Source organism: Atopococcus tabaci DSM 17538 (genome assembly GCF_000429585.1).
Lineage (GTDB): Bacteria > Bacillota > Bacilli > Lactobacillales > Carnobacteriaceae_A > Atopococcus > Atopococcus tabaci.
The window spans coordinates 1-16,649 of the sequence record NZ_AUCD01000007.1 but is presented as its reverse complement, the minus strand read 5'-3'; the positions used below and the strand labels follow the sequence as shown (position 1 = coordinate 16,649).

The 16,649-nt window shown below is 45.3% G+C and carries 19 protein-coding genes, 2 pseudogenes and 1 riboswitch; of the genes and pseudogenes, 8 read left to right on the top strand and 13 right to left on the bottom strand.

The annotated features are described in order from the left end of the window. Window positions 1-10: 10 nt before the first annotated feature. The 8 genes and pseudogenes from G470_RS0102010 to G470_RS12380 all read right to left on the bottom strand — a co-directional run bounded on the left by G470_RS0102010 (window position 11) and on the right by G470_RS12380 (window position 6,883). A complete protein-coding gene (locus tag G470_RS0102010) occupies window positions 11-943 on the bottom strand; it encodes an FAD:protein FMN transferase (RefSeq protein ID WP_476692345.1) in 933 nt (310 codons plus the stop codon). Between the two features lie 2 nt (window positions 944-945). Continuing rightward, a complete protein-coding gene (locus G470_RS0102005; RefSeq protein ID WP_028273374.1) occupies window positions 946-1,836 on the bottom strand; it encodes a helix-turn-helix domain-containing protein in 891 nt (296 codons plus the stop codon). A gap of 477 nt (window positions 1,837-2,313) precedes the next feature. After that, window positions 2,314-4,182: a heavy metal translocating P-type ATPase gene (locus G470_RS0102000; RefSeq protein WP_028273373.1), complete on the bottom strand. Its 1,869-nt coding sequence runs from the start codon at window positions 4,180-4,182 to the stop codon at window positions 2,314-2,316. A gap of 52 nt (window positions 4,183-4,234) precedes the next feature. After that, a riboswitch (NiCo riboswitch) is annotated at window positions 4,235-4,336 on the bottom strand. Between the two features lie 89 nt (window positions 4,337-4,425). Next, window positions 4,426-5,127 carry a hydroxyacylglutathione hydrolase gene (gene gloB, locus G470_RS0101995; RefSeq protein WP_028273372.1) on the bottom strand — a complete coding sequence of 234 codons (702 nt, stop codon included), beginning with the start codon at window positions 5,125-5,127 and terminating at the stop codon, window positions 4,426-4,428. A gap of 2 nt (window positions 5,128-5,129) precedes the next feature. After that, window positions 5,130-5,615: pseudogene (locus tag G470_RS12385) on the bottom strand (YbaK/EbsC family protein). Between the two features lie 12 nt (window positions 5,616-5,627). Next, entirely contained in the window at window positions 5,628-5,942 is a 315-nt protein-coding gene (locus G470_RS0101985) for an MGMT family protein (protein WP_028273371.1), read from the bottom strand. Window positions 5,943-6,032: 90 nt separating this feature from the next. Continuing rightward, window positions 6,033-6,143, bottom strand: coding sequence for a 2-keto-3-deoxygluconate permease (locus G470_RS14805; RefSeq protein WP_240470624.1), 111 nt, complete (start codon window positions 6,141-6,143; stop codon window positions 6,033-6,035). Further along, complete coding sequence (locus G470_RS12380; RefSeq protein ID WP_169720312.1) at window positions 6,140-6,883, bottom strand: 2-keto-3-deoxygluconate permease; 744 nt, start codon at window positions 6,881-6,883, stop codon at window positions 6,140-6,142. Before G470_RS12380 ends, G470_RS14805 begins: the two co-directional genes overlap by 4 nt. 225 nt (window positions 6,884-7,108) lie before the next feature. Between G470_RS12380 and G470_RS0101975 the strand changes: the two genes are divergently transcribed. Next, window positions 7,109-7,687, top strand: coding sequence for a rhodanese-like domain-containing protein (locus G470_RS0101975; RefSeq protein ID WP_035444868.1), 579 nt, complete (start codon window positions 7,109-7,111; stop codon window positions 7,685-7,687). Window positions 7,688-7,872: 185 nt separating this feature from the next. Then, window positions 7,873-9,069: an enoyl-ACP reductase FabV gene (fabV, locus tag G470_RS0101970; protein WP_028273369.1), complete on the top strand. Its 1,197-nt coding sequence runs from the start codon at window positions 7,873-7,875 to the stop codon at window positions 9,067-9,069. A gap of 68 nt (window positions 9,070-9,137) precedes the next feature. Here the strand turns inward: fabV and yghU are convergent, their stop codons facing one another. The 3 genes from yghU to G470_RS0101950 all read right to left on the bottom strand — a co-directional run bounded on the left by yghU (window position 9,138) and on the right by G470_RS0101950 (window position 10,984). Continuing rightward, window positions 9,138-9,926 (bottom strand): glutathione-dependent disulfide-bond oxidoreductase, encoded by a 789-nt coding sequence (yghU, locus tag G470_RS0101965; RefSeq protein WP_028273368.1) that lies wholly within the window; start codon window positions 9,924-9,926, stop codon window positions 9,138-9,140. A 79-nt stretch (window positions 9,927-10,005) separates the two neighbouring features. Then, a complete protein-coding gene (locus G470_RS0101960; RefSeq protein WP_028273367.1) occupies window positions 10,006-10,437 on the bottom strand; it encodes a hypothetical protein in 432 nt (143 codons plus the stop codon). Window positions 10,438-10,735: 298 nt separating this feature from the next. After that, window positions 10,736-10,984: a hypothetical protein gene (locus G470_RS0101950; RefSeq protein WP_028273365.1), complete on the bottom strand. Its 249-nt coding sequence runs from the start codon at window positions 10,982-10,984 to the stop codon at window positions 10,736-10,738. 15 nt (window positions 10,985-10,999) lie between these two features. Here G470_RS0101950 and G470_RS0101945 point away from each other — a divergent pair, with 15 nt between their 5' ends. The 3 genes from G470_RS0101945 (at window position 11,000) to gloA (ending at window position 12,129) form a co-directional block, all read left to right on the top strand. Next, window positions 11,000-11,200, top strand: coding sequence for a hypothetical protein (locus G470_RS0101945; RefSeq protein ID WP_028273364.1), 201 nt, complete (start codon window positions 11,000-11,002; stop codon window positions 11,198-11,200). Between the two features lie 95 nt (window positions 11,201-11,295). Continuing rightward, window positions 11,296-11,589 (top strand): 4a-hydroxytetrahydrobiopterin dehydratase, encoded by a 294-nt coding sequence (locus G470_RS0101940; RefSeq protein ID WP_035444866.1) that lies wholly within the window; start codon window positions 11,296-11,298, stop codon window positions 11,587-11,589. A 159-nt stretch (window positions 11,590-11,748) separates the two neighbouring features. Continuing rightward, window positions 11,749-12,129: a lactoylglutathione lyase gene (gloA, locus tag G470_RS0101935; protein ID WP_028273362.1), complete on the top strand. Its 381-nt coding sequence runs from the start codon at window positions 11,749-11,751 to the stop codon at window positions 12,127-12,129. A 68-nt stretch (window positions 12,130-12,197) separates the two neighbouring features. Here gloA and G470_RS0101930 read toward each other — a convergent pair whose 3' ends face one another. Beyond that, entirely contained in the window at window positions 12,198-13,655 is a 1,458-nt protein-coding gene (locus tag G470_RS0101930; RefSeq protein WP_028273361.1) for a DEAD/DEAH box helicase, read from the bottom strand. A gap of 162 nt (window positions 13,656-13,817) precedes the next feature. Between G470_RS0101930 and G470_RS14355 the strand changes: the two genes are divergently transcribed. Together G470_RS14355 and G470_RS0101920 are read left to right on the top strand one after the other, a co-directional pair. Then, window positions 13,818-13,955 (top strand): hypothetical protein, encoded by a 138-nt coding sequence (locus G470_RS14355; RefSeq protein ID WP_156907898.1) that lies wholly within the window; start codon window positions 13,818-13,820, stop codon window positions 13,953-13,955. Between the two features lie 174 nt (window positions 13,956-14,129). Continuing rightward, complete coding sequence (locus G470_RS0101920) at window positions 14,130-15,449, top strand: IS1380 family transposase (protein ID WP_028273360.1); 1,320 nt, start codon at window positions 14,130-14,132, stop codon at window positions 15,447-15,449. A 438-nt stretch (window positions 15,450-15,887) separates the two neighbouring features. Here the strand turns inward: G470_RS0101920 and G470_RS12375 are convergent. Then, window positions 15,888-16,307, bottom strand: a pseudogene (locus tag G470_RS12375) (transposase); the annotation flags it as partial. A 114-nt stretch (window positions 16,308-16,421) separates the two neighbouring features. Here G470_RS12375 and G470_RS0101910 point away from each other — a divergent pair. Further along, window positions 16,422-16,649 (top strand): hypothetical protein (locus G470_RS0101910; protein ID WP_028273359.1); only part of this gene is annotated, 228 nt, incomplete at its 3' end.

The window sequence follows — 16,649 nt, the reverse complement described above, 5'->3', positions numbered from 1 at the left end:
TCCTTCCCATTCACTTAATGATGTTTTCTTCTAATCCTTTTGAATACAGCATCTGTCCGTCTTTCGTAAGAACCAGTCCTTCGATTCCTTCGAGCCGATTCAACGCATCAATCACTTCTTCTGAAGTTTTTCCGTACAGACGCGTGGTCCATATTTCTCCATCCACTGACCGTTTGGAATGAATTGTCAAGCTGGCAACATCGGTGGAGGTGGGATAACCCGTGTGAGGGTCCAAAATATGATGGTACGTCCGTCCTTCTTTTTCCAAGCTTCGTTCATAAATGCCTGAAGTCACAACTGACTGGTCCGCCACCTTCAAAGCCGCCACGTAATGGCTCCTAGGAGACAGCGGATGTTGAATCCCAATCGTCCAGTGATTTTTCTTCCGGTCCTTGGGAGGGCCCAAACCAAGAATGTTTCCGCCCAGATTGAGCAGTGCCGATTCGACCCCTTCGCTCTTCAAATACGCCACAATCAAATCCGCTATGTAACCTTTCGCCAGCGAACCTAAATCAATCGACATTCCCGTATCTTCCAAGTACACGCTTTGTTCTTCGTCGTCCAACCGAATCTTCTGCGGGTTTGTCTTCTGGAGGAGACGGTCAATCTCTTCGGAAGTCGGGACTTTCGCATCTTTGAACCCAATCCGCCACGTCTGTACCAACGGACCGATGGCGATGTTCAAGTTGCTGTCGGGAGCGCAGCTGTGGTGTTTTCCCACTTCAATCAAGTGGTACAATTCCGGATGGACCTTCACCGGTTTGATCCCGGCCTGTTTATTGACCGCCATCAACTCCGAATCCGGACTGTTGGCACTGAACCGGTGCTCGTACTCCCGCAGACGGTGAATGACTTCCGCCATCACTGCATCCGCGGACGGATGTTCGATCACCAAATCAATGATGGTCCCCATCAAGCGGATGGATTCTCTTTTAGTGTCCACATTCAATCCTCCCTTTTTTCAACCTTTGACGCACCTGATGTGACTTGTTCTTCCAGAGCAGCCAGCTCGCTCAACGCAACTTGGTTTCGATTGATTTTGGAATACGCGCGGGCGTCATAGATAAGTTCCAAGATGGTTTCTTTCGATTTTCTTTGACGGATGGCATTTTTTGCTAATTGAATAGCAGCCCGGGCAAGGTAATACGTCACGTGATTATCTGAGCAAATAGAGACGGCATATTTCAACAATGCATTGCTGACGTCCAACTCTTCAATGGTCGAATAAAACACTCCGCACTGAAACACAATATTCAACACACGCCATGTATCCTCAAGTGTGACTGTGGGGTAACTATAAATCTTTTCCAACACGCGGTTGAAGTAAAACTCCGCTTTTTCTTGGTCTCCTTCCCGTGAATACACCATGCCGATCCCGGTATAAGCGAGCAACCGGAAAATCTTCGCTTCTTCAGTTTCTTCCGCCAGCAAAATCTGGTCAAAGACAAATAATATGTCGGTCACCGGGCGGTTTTGGAAAATCATGATATAACCGTTCAAGTAATGGTGCCGCATAGAAAGACGGGCTTCCTCCACTTCAGGGATAGAAACAGTCTGCAGCAGCTCAGCCGCTTGGGTATACTCACTCGTAATCAAGAAGAACTCCACTTGATTCATCTTTTCAATTGTTTCTGAATATTTCACTCCCACCCGGGGAAACAGCTCTCCCAGAGGCAAATTGAGCCGGTTACAAAGTTGAATGAGGATTTTTAGATTGGGGACTTTGCCGTTGTTTTCAAAACGGCTCAATGTGGCCTGCGTACAAATGTCTTCCGCTAATTCGCTTTGCGACATGCCCAAAGCTTTGCGCGCTTCGACAAACCGTTCAATGTTCACGCTCAACCCGCCTTCCGTCAACTAACAGCCCTTTTCATGTTACTGAATTCACATTACTAAGCATCTTGATTGTATGCCTATATACCAGGTTTGTCAACAACATATATAAAATTTTATATATTTTCGCTTTTGTCTTTGTATATTTTGTGAATTTATTATAAAAGGGCGCTGAGCAATACTCACTACTTATAGTTCGTTTTCAAGCTTCGGCGAACACAAAGAATTCTTGAAACAGATTTCTTTGTCAAATAGGGAGACTGTTTTCAACAAAGAAATAAGACTGGGGCGATTCTTTGTTGAATAGTAGTGTCCTCATTGCCAAAGAATTGTAACTCATTTTTTCTTTGTAATGAATTGTACGAATAAGTGCAACACTGAATGGAATCGACGAGGATGGCGGCGAACAAGTCACCCGTTTCACTTTTTAACCCCAAAAGAAAAAAACAAGGCCTAACTTTCGGCCTTGTTTTTATCTATTCAAATTTGTACGGGCTTTTCTCCAGCGGGTTGAGCCGCTGCCGACTTGTCCTCCATTCTCAACAAGCGCAGCCCGTTTAGAATCACCAGAATGGTCGAGCCTTCGTGGAACACTACGCCGGCCGGCAAATCCAAATACCCAAGAAGGTTCAACACGATCAATACGACAATCACCCCGACGGCAAAAACCACATTTTGCTTGATGATGGTGTTCAACCGATGACTCAAACGGTAGCTGTAAAGCAGCTTCATCAAATCATTTTTCACGATGACCACATCCGCGGATTCCATCGCCACCGAAGAGCCGCTGCCCATCGCCACTCCGATGTCAGCAGTGGCCAACGCCGGCGCGTCATTGATTCCATCTCCGACCATCCCCACAACTTGCCCGTCTTCTTGGCTTCGTAAAATGAAGTTGATTTTATCCTCGGGCAGACACGCGGCCGCAAAAGCATCCACGCCTACTTCACCCGCCACCTTTTCCGCCACCGCTTGGTTGTCCCCGGTCAACAATTCTACCTGAATGCCTTCTTCTTGAAAGCCGTCAACCGCCTCAATCGCTTCAGGACGGATTTGATCACTCAAAGCGATATACCCTACAATGTTTTGTCCCTCTGCCACAAGAACAGTGGTATGATCTTCTGTCGTTTTGCTACGGTACTGATGTTCATCATGGAAACCGTCAAAGGCGGAAGGTTTCCCCACTTTGATGGCGCCTTTCTTTAACCCGGAACCCGGAATTTCTTCGACCGGTTCCGTTTGATCGATACCATCCAACTTCAAGTCACTGAACTGTTGCACAATCGCTCTGGCAATCGGATGCGTGGACTGTTGTTCCATGAACACCACCTCCGGGAGGACGGATTCAGGTATCTGATATTCCATCACCTGAAAATCTCCAAAAGTGAGCGTGCCGGTCTTGTCGCTGTACAATATTTCCATTGTGGCCAAAGCTTCCATGGCAGCGCCGCCTTTCACCAAAACCCCGTTTTTCGCTCCGTTGCTGATGGCGCTCAGCGTAGCCGGGGTGGCGGAAGCTACCAATGCACATGGGCTGGCTACCGTCAGCAGAACCATTCCGCGGTAAAAAGCATCTTCAAACGCGAAATTGCTGAAGAAGTACAAAGCGAAAATAAACAGCGGCACCGCAATCAACACACCGATCACGTATTGCTTTTCAAATCGGTCGATGAATTTAGAAATTTTAGAAGGACGGCTCTGAGCTTCTTCCACCATGCGGATGATATTCGAAAACACTGTTTGATCGCTTGTTTTGTTGACAGTCAAATGAAATGCGTTGCCTTCATTCAACGTTCCGGCAAACACTTCGTCTCCTTCCGTTTTCTCAACCGGCAGCGATTCTCCCGTCAACGCAGCCTCATTGATTTGCGTTTTCCGGTCAATGAGGCCATCAATCGGAATTTGCGCTCCTTTGGACACCACCGCAATGTCCCCGATTTTCAACTCCTCTGTGGGTACTTCAACCACTTCGCCATTCGCCTGCAGGACTTGGGCGACAGACGGGACATGGGCCATCAGCTCTTTGATGGCATTCGTAGATTTGTCGGTGGCGAAGTTCTCCAAAAATTCCGCCCCGGCAAAAATCAGCAGCAGCATAGCCCCTTCCGATTCATAGTTGATGACGACTGCGCCGAGAGCCGCCAAAATCATCAATAAATCTACATTTGGCGATTTGGATGTTACTGTCTCCACCATGGCTTGCTTGGCTGCAAAGAATCCCAAGAAAAAAATCGCTGCATAAAACGCCAAGCGACTGTATATGCCGCCGGCTACGAACCCGAGTATGGTAAACAGGATGCCGATGACCAAGAATTGGCCCGGCCGTGTGGTTCTCAAATAAGTGAACATGTTGCATCTCCCCTTTTGATATGTAAAAAAGGCATACCCATAGAACAGTAAGTACTGTCCCACAGGTGTGCCTTCCGCATCACTCTGCTGCCACGCATCCGGTGGCCCGGCTGCATGAATCTCCGGGATTCACCGCCTGTTCAGATGGTTTATGTTTTTGATTGTGAAACGTTGAACTACCATACATTTATTGTACTCCATTTATTTCATATGTCAAGCAGCCGGTTAAAATGGATGCATCTGTCAAAAATCATCCCGCGCCTGACGCAGCTGGATAAACTCTTCCAGTGTCTCTGCTCGTAGAAAGAGGTTTATTTCTTTTTCCCGGCCGATGTTGGACGGCAAGGTAGGCACGTCTTGTTTGCGCAACTCCTCGACTCGGGTCAACGCCTCAAAAACTTTCTCGTTGGACGGCTGCACCGAATGGGCAAAGCGCAGATTCGTCTGCGTGTACTCGTGAGCCGCGTACACCTGCACGTCGTCATTCAAGCGGTTGAATCTCTGCAAGGCATCGTATTGCGCTTGGTAGTCGCCTGTGAAGACCCGGCCGCATCCCCCTGAAAACAACGCATCACCGCAGAAAAGAACGGCTTCCGTTAAATAGCTGATATGCCCTTCGGTGTGTCCAGCGGTTTTGAAGACGTCGAAACGTTGACCCAGCAGTTCAAAGGAATCGCCGTCCCCGACGATGTGGTCTGCCAATTCCTTTGTTTCCTCCGGTCCATACACCGGAGTATCCGGGTATTCGGCCAACACGTCTTTGACTCCTCCCACATGATCGTTGTGGTTGTGCGTCAACAAAACGGCAGTCAACTGCAGCTGTTGTTCTTCTAAGTAAGCCAAGACCCCTTTTGCTTCGCCTGGATCGATCACGATGACAGCTGCTCCTTCTTCCATGAGCCAAATGTAGTTGTCAGAAAAAGCTTTGATTGGGTGAATCTTCATCTTTATTCCTCCTTCTGTTTCTCGTTGTAAACAAACAACTCATTTCCCAGTATATCAATAATCCGTTTCAAATCACGAGCCAAGATCACCATGGTTTGATCGGGCCGCGCCGGCGCAAAGACCAGCTTTTCCTGCTTGAACAGCTCCTCATCCACAATGATCGGGACCGAGCGTTCCTACCCCAACGGCGTGACGGCGCCCGCTGTTTGGCCGGTGAGATTTTCCATCTCCTCCGGTTTCACAATCGCCACCTTTTCCCCCACCACTTGTTTCAGACGTTTGAAATCCGTGTTTTTCGTCGTGAACGTCACAAATGAATAATACTGCCCCGACTTCCCTTTCAGAAAGAGCGCTTTGGTTTCCGTTCCCGTAAATCCTTTCGCTTCTTTCATGATCACCGCATCTTCGTTTGTGTAAATGGAGTCATGGCGGTACAGTTCAAAATAAATCTCGTGTTCAGTTAAAAACTCCTCGAGGTTAACGAGCATCTTTGCCTCTCCTTACAGGTCCCCATCCCACTGGCAGGCTTTGATGTCCACATGGGTGTCATCCTTCATCGGTACCCCTTCCTCTTCCAGCAGGTGTCGTTGTGCCATCCAGCCGGGTGCCAGTCTGCCGGCATGGTTCACTACGCGATGGCAAGGGTAGTCCCCATAAAATTCTGCCATGCTCAATACGCGGCCCACCAGCCGGGCGTTCCTTTCCCTGCCGATCAACCGGGCAATTTGCCCGTATGTGGCCACTTTCCCCAAAGGAATTTCTTCAACCACCGATAAAACTTCATAGATTAAGTGTTCATCCATGATTCTGCTCATATTTTTTCTCCACCTCGCAGTATGTAAGAAAAAATGGGAAACAGATGACTCTTCTTCCGAGCTCCATCCATCTCCCATCTCCTGTTTCATTTAATGGTGTCGTTTTCCGTACAGTCGCCGCACGATAATCGGCGCCAGGATATTCGTGATGATACTTGCCGTCAAGATTTGAGCAGTAGCCGGAGCGACATACTCACTCACTTGTGGCAGCGCCAACGCACAATCGCCGGGACCGCCGTCGTCACTCCCGCAACGGTGCTCAAGCCGATACCCGAATAGCCTTCGTAATGCAGAATTTTTGTTTCAAAGAAATCTATTACCGGCATGGTCAGAATGATGAACAAAATGGACACGAGTACTCCAGACACTCCGGTTCGAATGGCGGAAAAGAGGTTCATGCTCTGTCCCAAAAGCCACCCCAATAAAATCAACAATGCCGGCATGCAGGCGCCAAAGACCTTGGCCATGTCTTCATCCAAATTTCCAAGAAGAATCCCTACTGCAAGAGGCAGGAAAACCGAAATGACCGGCATCCAGTCCACATCTCCCAAACCACCGTACACATACGTACTCATGATGATGAGCGGAATGGCCGGCAGCGACGGAATCACCGCAAACGGATAGATGGCCGCATCTTCCTTGTCGCCGTACTGGTCTGTGATGGACAGATTGATGGCCGGATTGATAGACAAAATGATGGAGACAAAGCTCAATCCGGAAATCCCCCAAATGCCGTCCAGTCCGAAAAAGAACAAAAAGGCGTAGGCGAACACAATGGAAATAATGATTTTAAAGAGGACCAAATAGCCCTGATGTTTCAAGAGTTTACCGATTTTGGATAGCTTCACCGTTGTTCCGGAAGCAAAGACCAGCAACCCCATAATATAATTTGTCCCGGCACTCGAGAAGAAAGCCTCACTTGGTCCACCGATACGAAACAAATTCGGCCAACCGGAACCCTTCGCATAAATTTTATCACATGCTCGCTCCTAACTGCCTTTTTATTAAGGTCGTCGTTCTCATGCCTTATTTTAATCCTTACAACTTGCTTGTTCAAATTTTACGTTCACAGGGTACCATTACAAAATATTCTGATTGTTTTGTCTCTCTTCTATCCATTATACTGAGGTTATATAAAAACTTGTTATTTTAAGGAGGCACGGAAAATGAACAAATTGAACTATTCTGAAATCAAAGACCAGCAGTTGGTCGATAGCCGCCTGCAGCATGCGTTCCAATCCGGTCACTTGAAGGGTTCCTTGAACTTGAACCTCAGCAACTTCAAAAAATATGCGGCCATCTACCTTGATGCAGACCATCCTGTCGTATTTGTCATCAGCCGTGAGCAACAAGCTGAGCTGGACGAAATGGCCACTCTTGCCGAAGAGTTGGGATTCACCCACATCGATGGGTTTGTACTGGCGGACGAGCTTCCACAGGAAAACCTGGAGACAACAGCGACCATTCCTGCTGCAGCGTTTCTCGAGAAAGAAGACGACTATATTTTACTGGACGTGAGACACCCCGACGAAATCACCCGTCCGGCTCCTGAAAAAAATCTGGTCAACATCCCGTTTGAAGACTTGCTCCACGACCACGCGTCACTGGACAGCAGCAAAGACATCTATACCCTTTGCGGATCGGGCAACCGCAGCACCGCGGCGGCTTCTTATCTGGCCACCAAGGGCTTCAAGCCGACCGTCATCGAAGGCGGAATAAAAGCCGTCCAAGAAGCTTCCCACTAACCGATAACCCCGCCAGTTCCTAAACAGACTGGCAGGGTTTTTCATTTATAAAGAAAGCGGATGGAATAAATTTGAGGCATTCTTGGAATTTTTTTAATTTTTCCGTTTTTTGAGACAAGGATTCTTTTTGAACGGTTTTTTCTGATATGATACTCCTATAACAATTTTTTGGGGGAAAATGGATTATGTTGGAATTTAAGCAAAATGTACGTGGAAATGTCGCCTTAGGTGTGAATCCACTCGGATGCAAACAAGAAGTATTGAACGAAATTGACTATGTGAAAAGCAAAGGAACATATAAAGGTCCGAAAAAAGTCTTGATCATCGGCGCGTCTTCCAGTTACGGATTGGCGACCCGTATCAGTCTGGCTTTCGGCGCTGGAGCAGACACCATCGGGGTTTCGTTTGAAAAAGGACCGAAGAACGAACGAAACCTCGGCACTGCCGGTTGGTACAACAACATCGCTTTCCGGGAAGCAGCGGAAAAAGAAGGGTTGATTGCCAAAAACTTTGTGCAGGATGCCTTCAGTCATGAAACCAAACAAGAAGTCATTGAGTACATCAAAAACGAATTCGGGGGAAAAGTGGACCTGGTCGTTTACAGTTTGGCAAGTGGCGTCCGGAAAGATCCGGATACTGGAGAGACTTACAAGTCTTCCATCAAAGCCATTGGTGAGCCGGTCGTCGGCCCGAACATCAACATGCAAAAAGAAACGTTCTACACCGAAACTCTGGAACCCGCTGACGACCAGGAAATTGCGAATACCGTCAAAGTGATGGGCGGAGAAGACTGGCAGTTATGGATGGAAGCCTTGAAAGAAGCTGGTGTGTTGGCGGACGGCGTGTTGACAACCAATTATTCGTATTTGGGAACCGAACTGAACCACCCGTATTACGGCGGCGGCACGCTTGGCCGTGCGAAAGCGGATGTGGACAAAAAAGCGGACACCATCAACGATTTGTTAGCAGATATCAACGGTAAAGCTCAAGTCGTTGTGGCTACTGCAGTCACCACCAAAGCCAGCTCGGTCATTCCGTTTTTCCCAGTTTACTGCATCGGCCTGTACAAGGTAATGGAAGAAAAAGGCACGCACGAAACGCCGATCATGCACATCGACCGGACCTACCGGGAAATGATTTACGGCGACAAACCTGAATACGATGAAGTCGGTCGTTTGAGACCGGACAGCTGGGAATTGGATTCAGACACCCAGGCCAAAACAAAAGCGTTGATTGAGCAGTTGAACGAAGACAACTTCACTTCCGACTTGACCGCTTACGACACCTTCTTCAAGGAATTCTCCAACTTAAGCGGCTTTATGGTCGATGGGTATGTGGAACAAGACGTGACGTTGGAAGAATTGAAAGCATTGGAGTATTAAGCCGAGAAACACAAAAAACCGCAGCTGAGAAGCTGCGGTTTTCCTTGTTTATAGAGTATTTTCTGGAACTAGTCCTCAAGCGGCTGGTAATCTGCGGCCAGTCCTTTTTGGACACCCGGACGTTCGTTGATGCGGCGAGCCCATTCCAAGAGATGAGTGTATTCATCCATATTCAAGAATTCATACGATCCTTCGTACAGCTCGCCTAATGCCAAACGGCCGTACCAGGACCAAATGGCGATGTCCGCGATGGTATACATGTCGCCTGCGATATATGGACGCTCCGCCAATGTTTTGTCGAGCAAGTCCAATTGGCGTTTTGTTTCCATCGTGAAGCGGTCAATCGGGTATTCCATCGGCTCCGGTGCATACGCGAAGAAGTGGCCGAATCCGCCGCCGACATACGGCCCCGCCCCAATCTGCCAGAACAGCCAATTCAACGTTTCAGTCCGCCCTTGAATATCGGTCGGAATCAACTGGTTGAATTTCTCAGCTAAGTATAGAAGGATGGAACCTGATTCAAAAATATTCAGACGCGGATTTTGACTTTGGTCCACCAATGCAGGGATTTTGGAGTTCGGGTTGATTTCCACAAAATCCGAACCGAACTGATCGCCTTCCCCGATGTTGATTTTGTATAAATCATACTCTGCGCCTTCTACGCCCAGTTCTTTCAGCTCTTCAAGCATGATGGTGGCTTTAATGCCGTTCGGCGTTCCCAGCGAATAGAGCTGGAACGGTGCATCCCCCACCGGCAACTTCTGTTCGAAACGCGCTCCGGCTGTCGGGCGGTTGCCGCCTTTTTTATCGTTTTCGTCTTCCCATTTCCAAACTTTTGGTAATTCGTATGCTGCCATCTTCCCACTCCTTATAAAATGATTGGTATATTTATCATACTATTAATACACTAAAAAGCGCAATTTCCAGCTGCTTCTTTCAATTATCATTTATTTGTTTCACATAGTCATCCACCAAATAGCCGTATCGGTTGTTCACAATATAATTGATTGTCTCTTCTGTCCTGTCTTGATTTTCCATAAAAATTTCACTCGTGCCATCGAATTTCCCTTCAACCGCCATGTCGGCAATCTTCCGCAGCAAAATTTCTGGTTTGAAAATCTTGATGTTGACCCGGATATAGTCCTTTTCTGGCTGGGTCTTATCAAAAACGCCGATTTCATTATAAAAAGGCTGCCAATCAGTGATGTCCTCATAAAACACTTTGTACTCTTTCTTCTGAACTGTCAAGATGAAGTATTCCTCGTTCTCCTGATAAGAGGTGTCGTGCGCTCTTTTTAGAACGAAAACAAGCGCGAAGTATATCAGGGTGATGGCGCCCATTACCAGGACCATTTCCATTTCTTGCATAAGAAGACCTGCAATGGTTCACAATAGTAAAAAGACCCCTAGAACGAGAAGAAAATTCGCAATAAAAGTCTCTAATTTCCCAGGTTTCTGTACGTTGTCTTCGTATTTGGGCTTATAAAGTTTATGTCTGACGAACCGGACACCGAATGAAACAACCGTTACTATCACCGCAATGAGCAAATAACGGAGAAAATTATTTTGCATTTTATTGAGCTCCTTATAAGTCTCTGAAAACCTTGTCATATATCTTTATGTTAATACACAGTCTGGTTAATCACAAACCTTCGGAGAAAGGAAGCTATGCTTCAACAGGAATGCTTTCTTTTTCTTCCAAACGCTTCTTCTCCACTTCGAATACTTTGTTTTTAGCTTGAGATTCAGAGACTTCGCTGGTTGTCGTCCTTCTTTCATATGCATCGGCAACATCCGAATCTCTAGCGTACAGATTAAAAATATCCGTTTTATGCCCCAGAATGTCCATCATCGTTTCATCAATCGATTCTTCCGTCAACAAACGATAAACAATCACGTTTCTCGTTTGCCCCATTCGGGAGTTTCCCTTGTGTTCACAGGGATAGCAGCGACCCAGTTGTCTGCTTTTGATCCCCAATCAGCAACGATCCTCCAAGGGACGATTGCTGCTGCAGCGGTTATCAACGAACTTATAGCGGTCATTGCGGCTAAGAAAGGGTTCGAGTGGGCAGGAGAATTGAATCAACATAGAGTCGATACTTTAGGTGAACTACAAACAAACGAAATTTAATCTAATGAAATATACCGAGCATATTTTAGAACAATCCTTTTGCTTCGTATCAGCCTCCAATATTTATTTCTTATAATGATGAGGAGGCGGTAATTATGGAAAAAAATCAAAAGAAGCTGACGCCAGAAGAAATTCAACAAAGATTGGACACACTCGACAGCTGGGAACTGGAAGGTTCGAAGAAGATTCATAAATCCTATACGTTCAAGAATTTCAAACAGGCACTTGCGTTCACAAACAAAGTTGGTTCTGTAGCAGAAGAACTTCAGCACCACCCCGACATTTATCTCACCTGGGGAAAAGTCAACATTGAGATTTACACTCACCGGACGGATCAACTGACGGAAGCTGATTTTCAACTCGCGGAAAGAATCGACCAGATAGATTAATGCGTGAAGTCTCTTCTCTCAAAAAAGTGCGGGCTGCCTGCACTTTTTTGTCTGTGGACGTCTGTTAGAAAGCAGGTTGGAAAAGAACTTGGCGGAATAAAATGCCTCCATCGTCGATTCATGCTAGAATGAATATAAGAACTTATGGAGGGTGATAAAATGAAACAACAATTAGTCGAAATTTGTCTGCGTGTCAGAGATATTGATGCGACTTTGGACTTCTATACGAATCTGTTTGATTTTGAAGTGGCCAGCCGCAGAGAATTCCCTGAAAACAAATTTGATTTGATCTACCTGAATTCTCCCGGTTCATCTGTACAGATTGAACTCACGTACAACTACGATGCCGATCCGTATAATATAGGAGACGGCTTCAGCCATTTGGGCGTAACGGTCGATGACTTGGAAAAAATGCATGAAATCTGTAAAGCTTCCGCTTACGAAACCGGTGAGTTAAGAGGCCTTACAGACGGCACGCCTACGTATTTCTTTGTGACCGACCCTGACGGTTACCGCATTGAAGTCAAACGCGCCAAATAAGGTTTCCAATTAAACAAACGCCTGCCGGCAGCTGCCGACAGGCGTTTTTGTTGTATTTTCCATACGCTTTATTTGCGAGCTTTACGGACTTTCAACGTTTTCCCTTTTACCGTGCGGTCCTGCATTTCGGAAATGACATACGGTCCTTTTCCGTTCATGACTTCAATATAGGTGACATTTTCTTGAATCGTGATGATGCCGATGTCTTCGGCTGTCACATCCCGGATACTGGTCAATGTTCCTACGAAATCACCCGCGCGCAATTTTTTCTTCTTGCCGCCGTTGAAGTACACCTTCGTGATCTCTTTGTTCAACTCTTTGTTGCGGACAAATTTTGGAGCCACGCGTGTCTGCAGTTTCTTTTCAAAAGCGGGTTTAGCGCGTGCCACCGAACGTTCACCAGGGGCAAACACTTCCGTCACCTCACGGCTGTCCTCAAAGGCATAATCACGGATCTCCTGCCAGCGTCTCCGGTCAGATTCGCTGACCAATGTCAATGCCAAGCCCGATTTACCTGCCCGGCCTGTCCGTCCTATCCGGTGAGTGTAGCTCTCTTTTTCAAAGGGAACATCGTAGTTCAGGACGTGTGTCACCTGGTCAATGTCGATTCCACGGGCGGCCACATCGGTCGCCACCAAATAACGGAATTTTCCGGAGCGGAAATCATCCATGACGGCCAATCGATCGTCCTGGTACATTCCTCCGTGCAACTTGTCGATGGGTAAACCGGCTTTGTCTAAATAACTGAAAACAGAGTCCACCACATCTTTGGTGTTACAAAAGATGATGCAGGCATCTGGATTTTCAATGGTTAACAAGTCCAACAGCAGTTTTTCCTTGTTTGTTTCTTCCACGTTCATGTACGAGTGCAGAATTTTTGGCGCGTTCTCCGCTGAAGGTTCCATTTTGACAGAAACGCGGTCAGAACCCATGTAAAAACTGGCTAAACGTTCTACTTCCGGCGGCATGGTGGCCGAAAACAACATCGTTTGGCGTTCTTCCGGTAAATGGGAAATGATTTCTTCCACCTGTTCGATGAACCCCATATTGAGCATTTCATCCGCTTCATCCAAAACCAAGCTGCTGACTTTATCTATCGCCAGAGTGCCTTCTTTTAGATGCTCCAAGATTCGGCCCGGCGTACCGACAACGACGTGGCTTTTTTGTTTCAGTTCGGATTTCTGTGTTTTGAAGGAAGACTTCCCGAATACCGCCGTCACCTTTATCCGCTTCAACCGGCCGATGTTCATGAGGTTATTCTTGACTTGCAGCGCCAACTCGCGGGTCGGGACCAAAATCAAGGCTTGCGGGCGGTTTTCTTCCCAGACGGCTTGTTCACAAAGCGGAATGCCAAAAGCGACCGTCTTGCCGCTGCCTGTGTGGGACTCGACGAGGATGTCCTGTTTCTCCAAGGCCAATGGAATGACCGCTTCCTGTACCGCTGTCAGGTTGAAGTAACGCAAGCTTGCCAATGCTTTTGCTATTTCGGGACTGAGCCCAAATGTTTCAAATGAATTTTTCTTCATATTCTCCTGCTTTCTTTTTCTGTGCTAAATGATTGTACCACACTTCGCCCCTTCTTTTTTAAAAGTGGGGAATGTTTTTATGCACAACTTTGTGACTTTTCAAGTATACTGATTAAATAGAGGTAATTATGCATAACCCAGCTTTTAATAAAGGAGATCGGTATGTTTAAAACTCATCCAATGTGGAACAACTTCCCTGACATCCAAGCCCTTTTACTGGAATGCCTTGAACTGATTATAGAAAAAACAGCCATTGAAAATAAAGAAATTGAACAAACGGTCACGAATCTGGTAAACTGATTTTTTTGTTTACATTACTCCTAGATTATTCATACTTTTTGTAATATTGCTTCGGAATAGTAATGTAATCGTGTTTCGCTAGTCTTTTTTCGTCACCCCTTGGGTGATGAAAAAAGAACCCCTTTCTGATATGGTTGAAGTGCCGAAACCCAACCAAAGAAAGGAGTTCTCTCAATGGTTACATTACAAGAAAAATCAGTAAAATTCAATCAAAATATTTTTGTCTCTCACACAGGTGGCAATCTTTCTAGTGATTCAGGTTTGATGTTAGTGAAAGAATTTATGGACGCTCTCGAGTTTTCTGAACTAGCTGAGAAAAAGCTTCAGTTACCAGAAAATCGTGCTTATTGGCAGCACGAGAATCATACGATTCTTGAACAATTGGTCCTTCAGTTAATTGCTGGTTACGCCGCTGATTCTTCTGCTAATATTTTGCGGCATGATCCAGTATTTCAAACCATTTTGGGAAAAGAATCTCTCGCTTCTCAGTCGTCGATTTCTCGCTTTTTGGATCGCTTCACGGGAAAAAACATTCTCCAACTTCAAGAATTGAATCAAGTGTTGATTGACAAAGCACGGCTTATTCGCAATACGAATGAAATGATTTTTGATTTGGATTCTACCCATTCCGATACGTTCGGCGATCAAGAACAAACAGATTATAACGCACACTATCAAACCTATGGGTACCATCCATTGGTAGCTTTTGATGGGATGACGGGTGATTTCTTAAAAGCAGAACTCCGTTCAGGGAATCAGTATACCTCTAAGGGCGTCAAAGAGTTCATGACGCCATTGTTTGAGCATTATGAGAAAGTCGTCCCAGTCACCAATATTCTCGTTCGAGGAGATAGTGGATTTGCGACTCCTGAACTATACGAGCTGTGCGAAGAACACAAAAGTCACTATGTCATCCGGATGAAAAATAATCGTCGGCTCGTTCAGTTGGCGGAACAATATGTCCGTATCGGAGACAACCACCCATGGGAGAAGACAGAAGTCCATTACCATTCGATTTCGTATCAAGCCCAAAAATGGACCCAAGCCCGTCGCGTCTGTGTTCGCTCAACCCGTGAGGGTGGAGAACTTCTCTTCCGTCATGAGTTCGTCGTGACCACTTTATCAGAGGATACCTCTTCAGAAATGGTCTTCAAAACATACGCCAAACGTGGAACGATGGAAAACTTCATCAAAGAAGCGAAAAACGGTTTTTTCTTTGATAAGACGGATAGTCCCTATTTCATTGAGAACCATGCGCGTATGATGTTTAGTGTGCTAGCGTATAACTTGGTTAATTTTCTCAGAACGACCTGTTTCCAACAGGAATGGACTGGACTACAAATCAATACAATCCGTTTGCGGCTTCTGAAAGTAGCAGGAAAACTAGTTCGTACTGGTAGAAGTATTTACTTGAAACTGTCCAGTCATCACGTCTTTCAAAAAGAATTTTATCAAGCTTTCCATCGAATCCGAGAGATTCGATGTTGGACATAAAAACAACAACTAAAACAGTGAGTTTCCCCATTTAAAAATATAAATCAATTCCCAGGGGGAAGTGCGCTCAAAATTTAGGTTCTATTCGCTTTTTTGTGTTTAGTAAATTGACTGAAGCAAATGGATATCGATTTTTTTACAAGATTCAGGAAAAATTGAGAGAAAAAGAACTACTTTTACTTTTTGGACTTAAATTTTAGAGGTATGAATAATTCAGGTTACTTATTCAGCTTATTTTTTCTGCATCATTTATGATACGGTTCTCCGTATCATTCTACAATGATAAATATTATCAGAGGTTATGATTCGGCTTAAACTAGAGGTAATTCTTTTTTCTATATTCAACTTATTACTGTAGTGTATAAATGGATCTGCATCATACATCTCAGTCAAGTCCATAATCCTGTGTAAAATAGTATACAATGTTTTACCGGTCTCTTACTGGTCAAACTTAATATATTTTCTTGTAGAACTTATCCATTCATCATGTGTGTCCATGAGGACAGCACCAATTAATCGATTGGCTGACGCACGGTTGGGAAAGATACGTATAATCTTTTCTCTTCGGCGTACTTCTTGGTTCAATCGTTCAAGAAGGTTTGTGCTTTTCAGTCTATTATGGCCATTCCCGGTAACTGTGTATTGAAAGGCATCTTCGAAGCCATTATCTAAGGTCTCGCAAGCTTTTGTATATTTAGCTTGGTCGATATAGTCGGCAACGAGTCGATTTTTAGTGTCTCGTGCTAAATCGATATCTGTAATCTTAAAGATAGATTTAATCGCTTCTCGAAAAGGTTTTGAGTTTTTCTTGGGAATGCTAGTAAAGATATTCCTTAAGAAGTGAACTTGGCATCTCCTATGTGTAAAATAGTTGTCGGAAAGTAAAATAGTAGGGTAAGAAATTAAAGTAGACAAAAAGGAAGAAGACCCTTAATCTAGAGATAACCACAAATCCAGAAAAGAGGTCTTCTTATGAATCAAATTATAGCAGAAATTGCCAGTATATTAAAGGATTCTGAAACATTATTAGACAGTGAAATACGATTAGATCAATACCTTCCAAAAGTCATGTGTGAGCTGGTTTCCAAAGCAATCGAGATGATTGATTTGGAATTAATTCATACTTATAAAGAAAAAGGATACGATATACAGAAAACAATGAAACGTACCGTTCAGTTCTCTTACGGGGCTGTTGAGATT

What these genes read in the sequence shown, in the direction of transcription:
- G470_RS0102000 (WP_028273373.1), bottom strand. Translation starts at nt 4,182, where the DNA reads ATGTTCACTTATTTGAGAACCACACGGCCGGGCCAATTCTTGGTCATC.
- gloB (WP_028273372.1), bottom strand. Translation starts at nt 5,127, where the DNA reads ATGAAGATTCACCCAATCAAAGCTTTTTCTGACAACTACATTTGGCTC.
- G470_RS0101985 (WP_028273371.1), bottom strand. Translation starts at nt 5,942, where the DNA reads ATGAGCAGAATCATGGATGAACACTTAATCTATGAAGTTTTATCGGTG.
- G470_RS0101975 (WP_035444868.1), top strand. Translation starts at nt 7,109, where the DNA reads ATGAACAAATTGAACTATTCTGAAATCAAAGACCAGCAGTTGGTCGAT.
- fabV (WP_028273369.1), top strand. Translation starts at nt 7,873, where the DNA reads ATGTTGGAATTTAAGCAAAATGTACGTGGAAATGTCGCCTTAGGTGTG.
- yghU (WP_028273368.1), bottom strand. Translation starts at nt 9,926, where the DNA reads ATGGCAGCATACGAATTACCAAAAGTTTGGAAATGGGAAGACGAAAAC.
- G470_RS0101960 (WP_028273367.1), bottom strand. Translation starts at nt 10,437, where the DNA reads ATGCAAGAAATGGAAATGGTCCTGGTAATGGGCGCCATCACCCTGATA.
- G470_RS0101950 (WP_028273365.1), bottom strand. Translation starts at nt 10,984, where the DNA reads ATGGGGCAAACGAGAAACGTGATTGTTTATCGTTTGTTGACGGAAGAA.
- G470_RS0101940 (WP_035444866.1), top strand. Translation starts at nt 11,296, where the DNA reads ATGGAAAAAAATCAAAAGAAGCTGACGCCAGAAGAAATTCAACAAAGA.
- gloA (WP_028273362.1), top strand. Translation starts at nt 11,749, where the DNA reads ATGAAACAACAATTAGTCGAAATTTGTCTGCGTGTCAGAGATATTGAT.
- G470_RS0101930 (WP_028273361.1), bottom strand. Translation starts at nt 13,655, where the DNA reads ATGAAGAAAAATTCATTTGAAACATTTGGGCTCAGTCCCGAAATAGCA.
- G470_RS14355 (WP_156907898.1), top strand. Translation starts at nt 13,818, where the DNA reads ATGTTTAAAACTCATCCAATGTGGAACAACTTCCCTGACATCCAAGCC.
- G470_RS0101920 (WP_028273360.1), top strand. Translation starts at nt 14,130, where the DNA reads ATGGTTACATTACAAGAAAAATCAGTAAAATTCAATCAAAATATTTTT.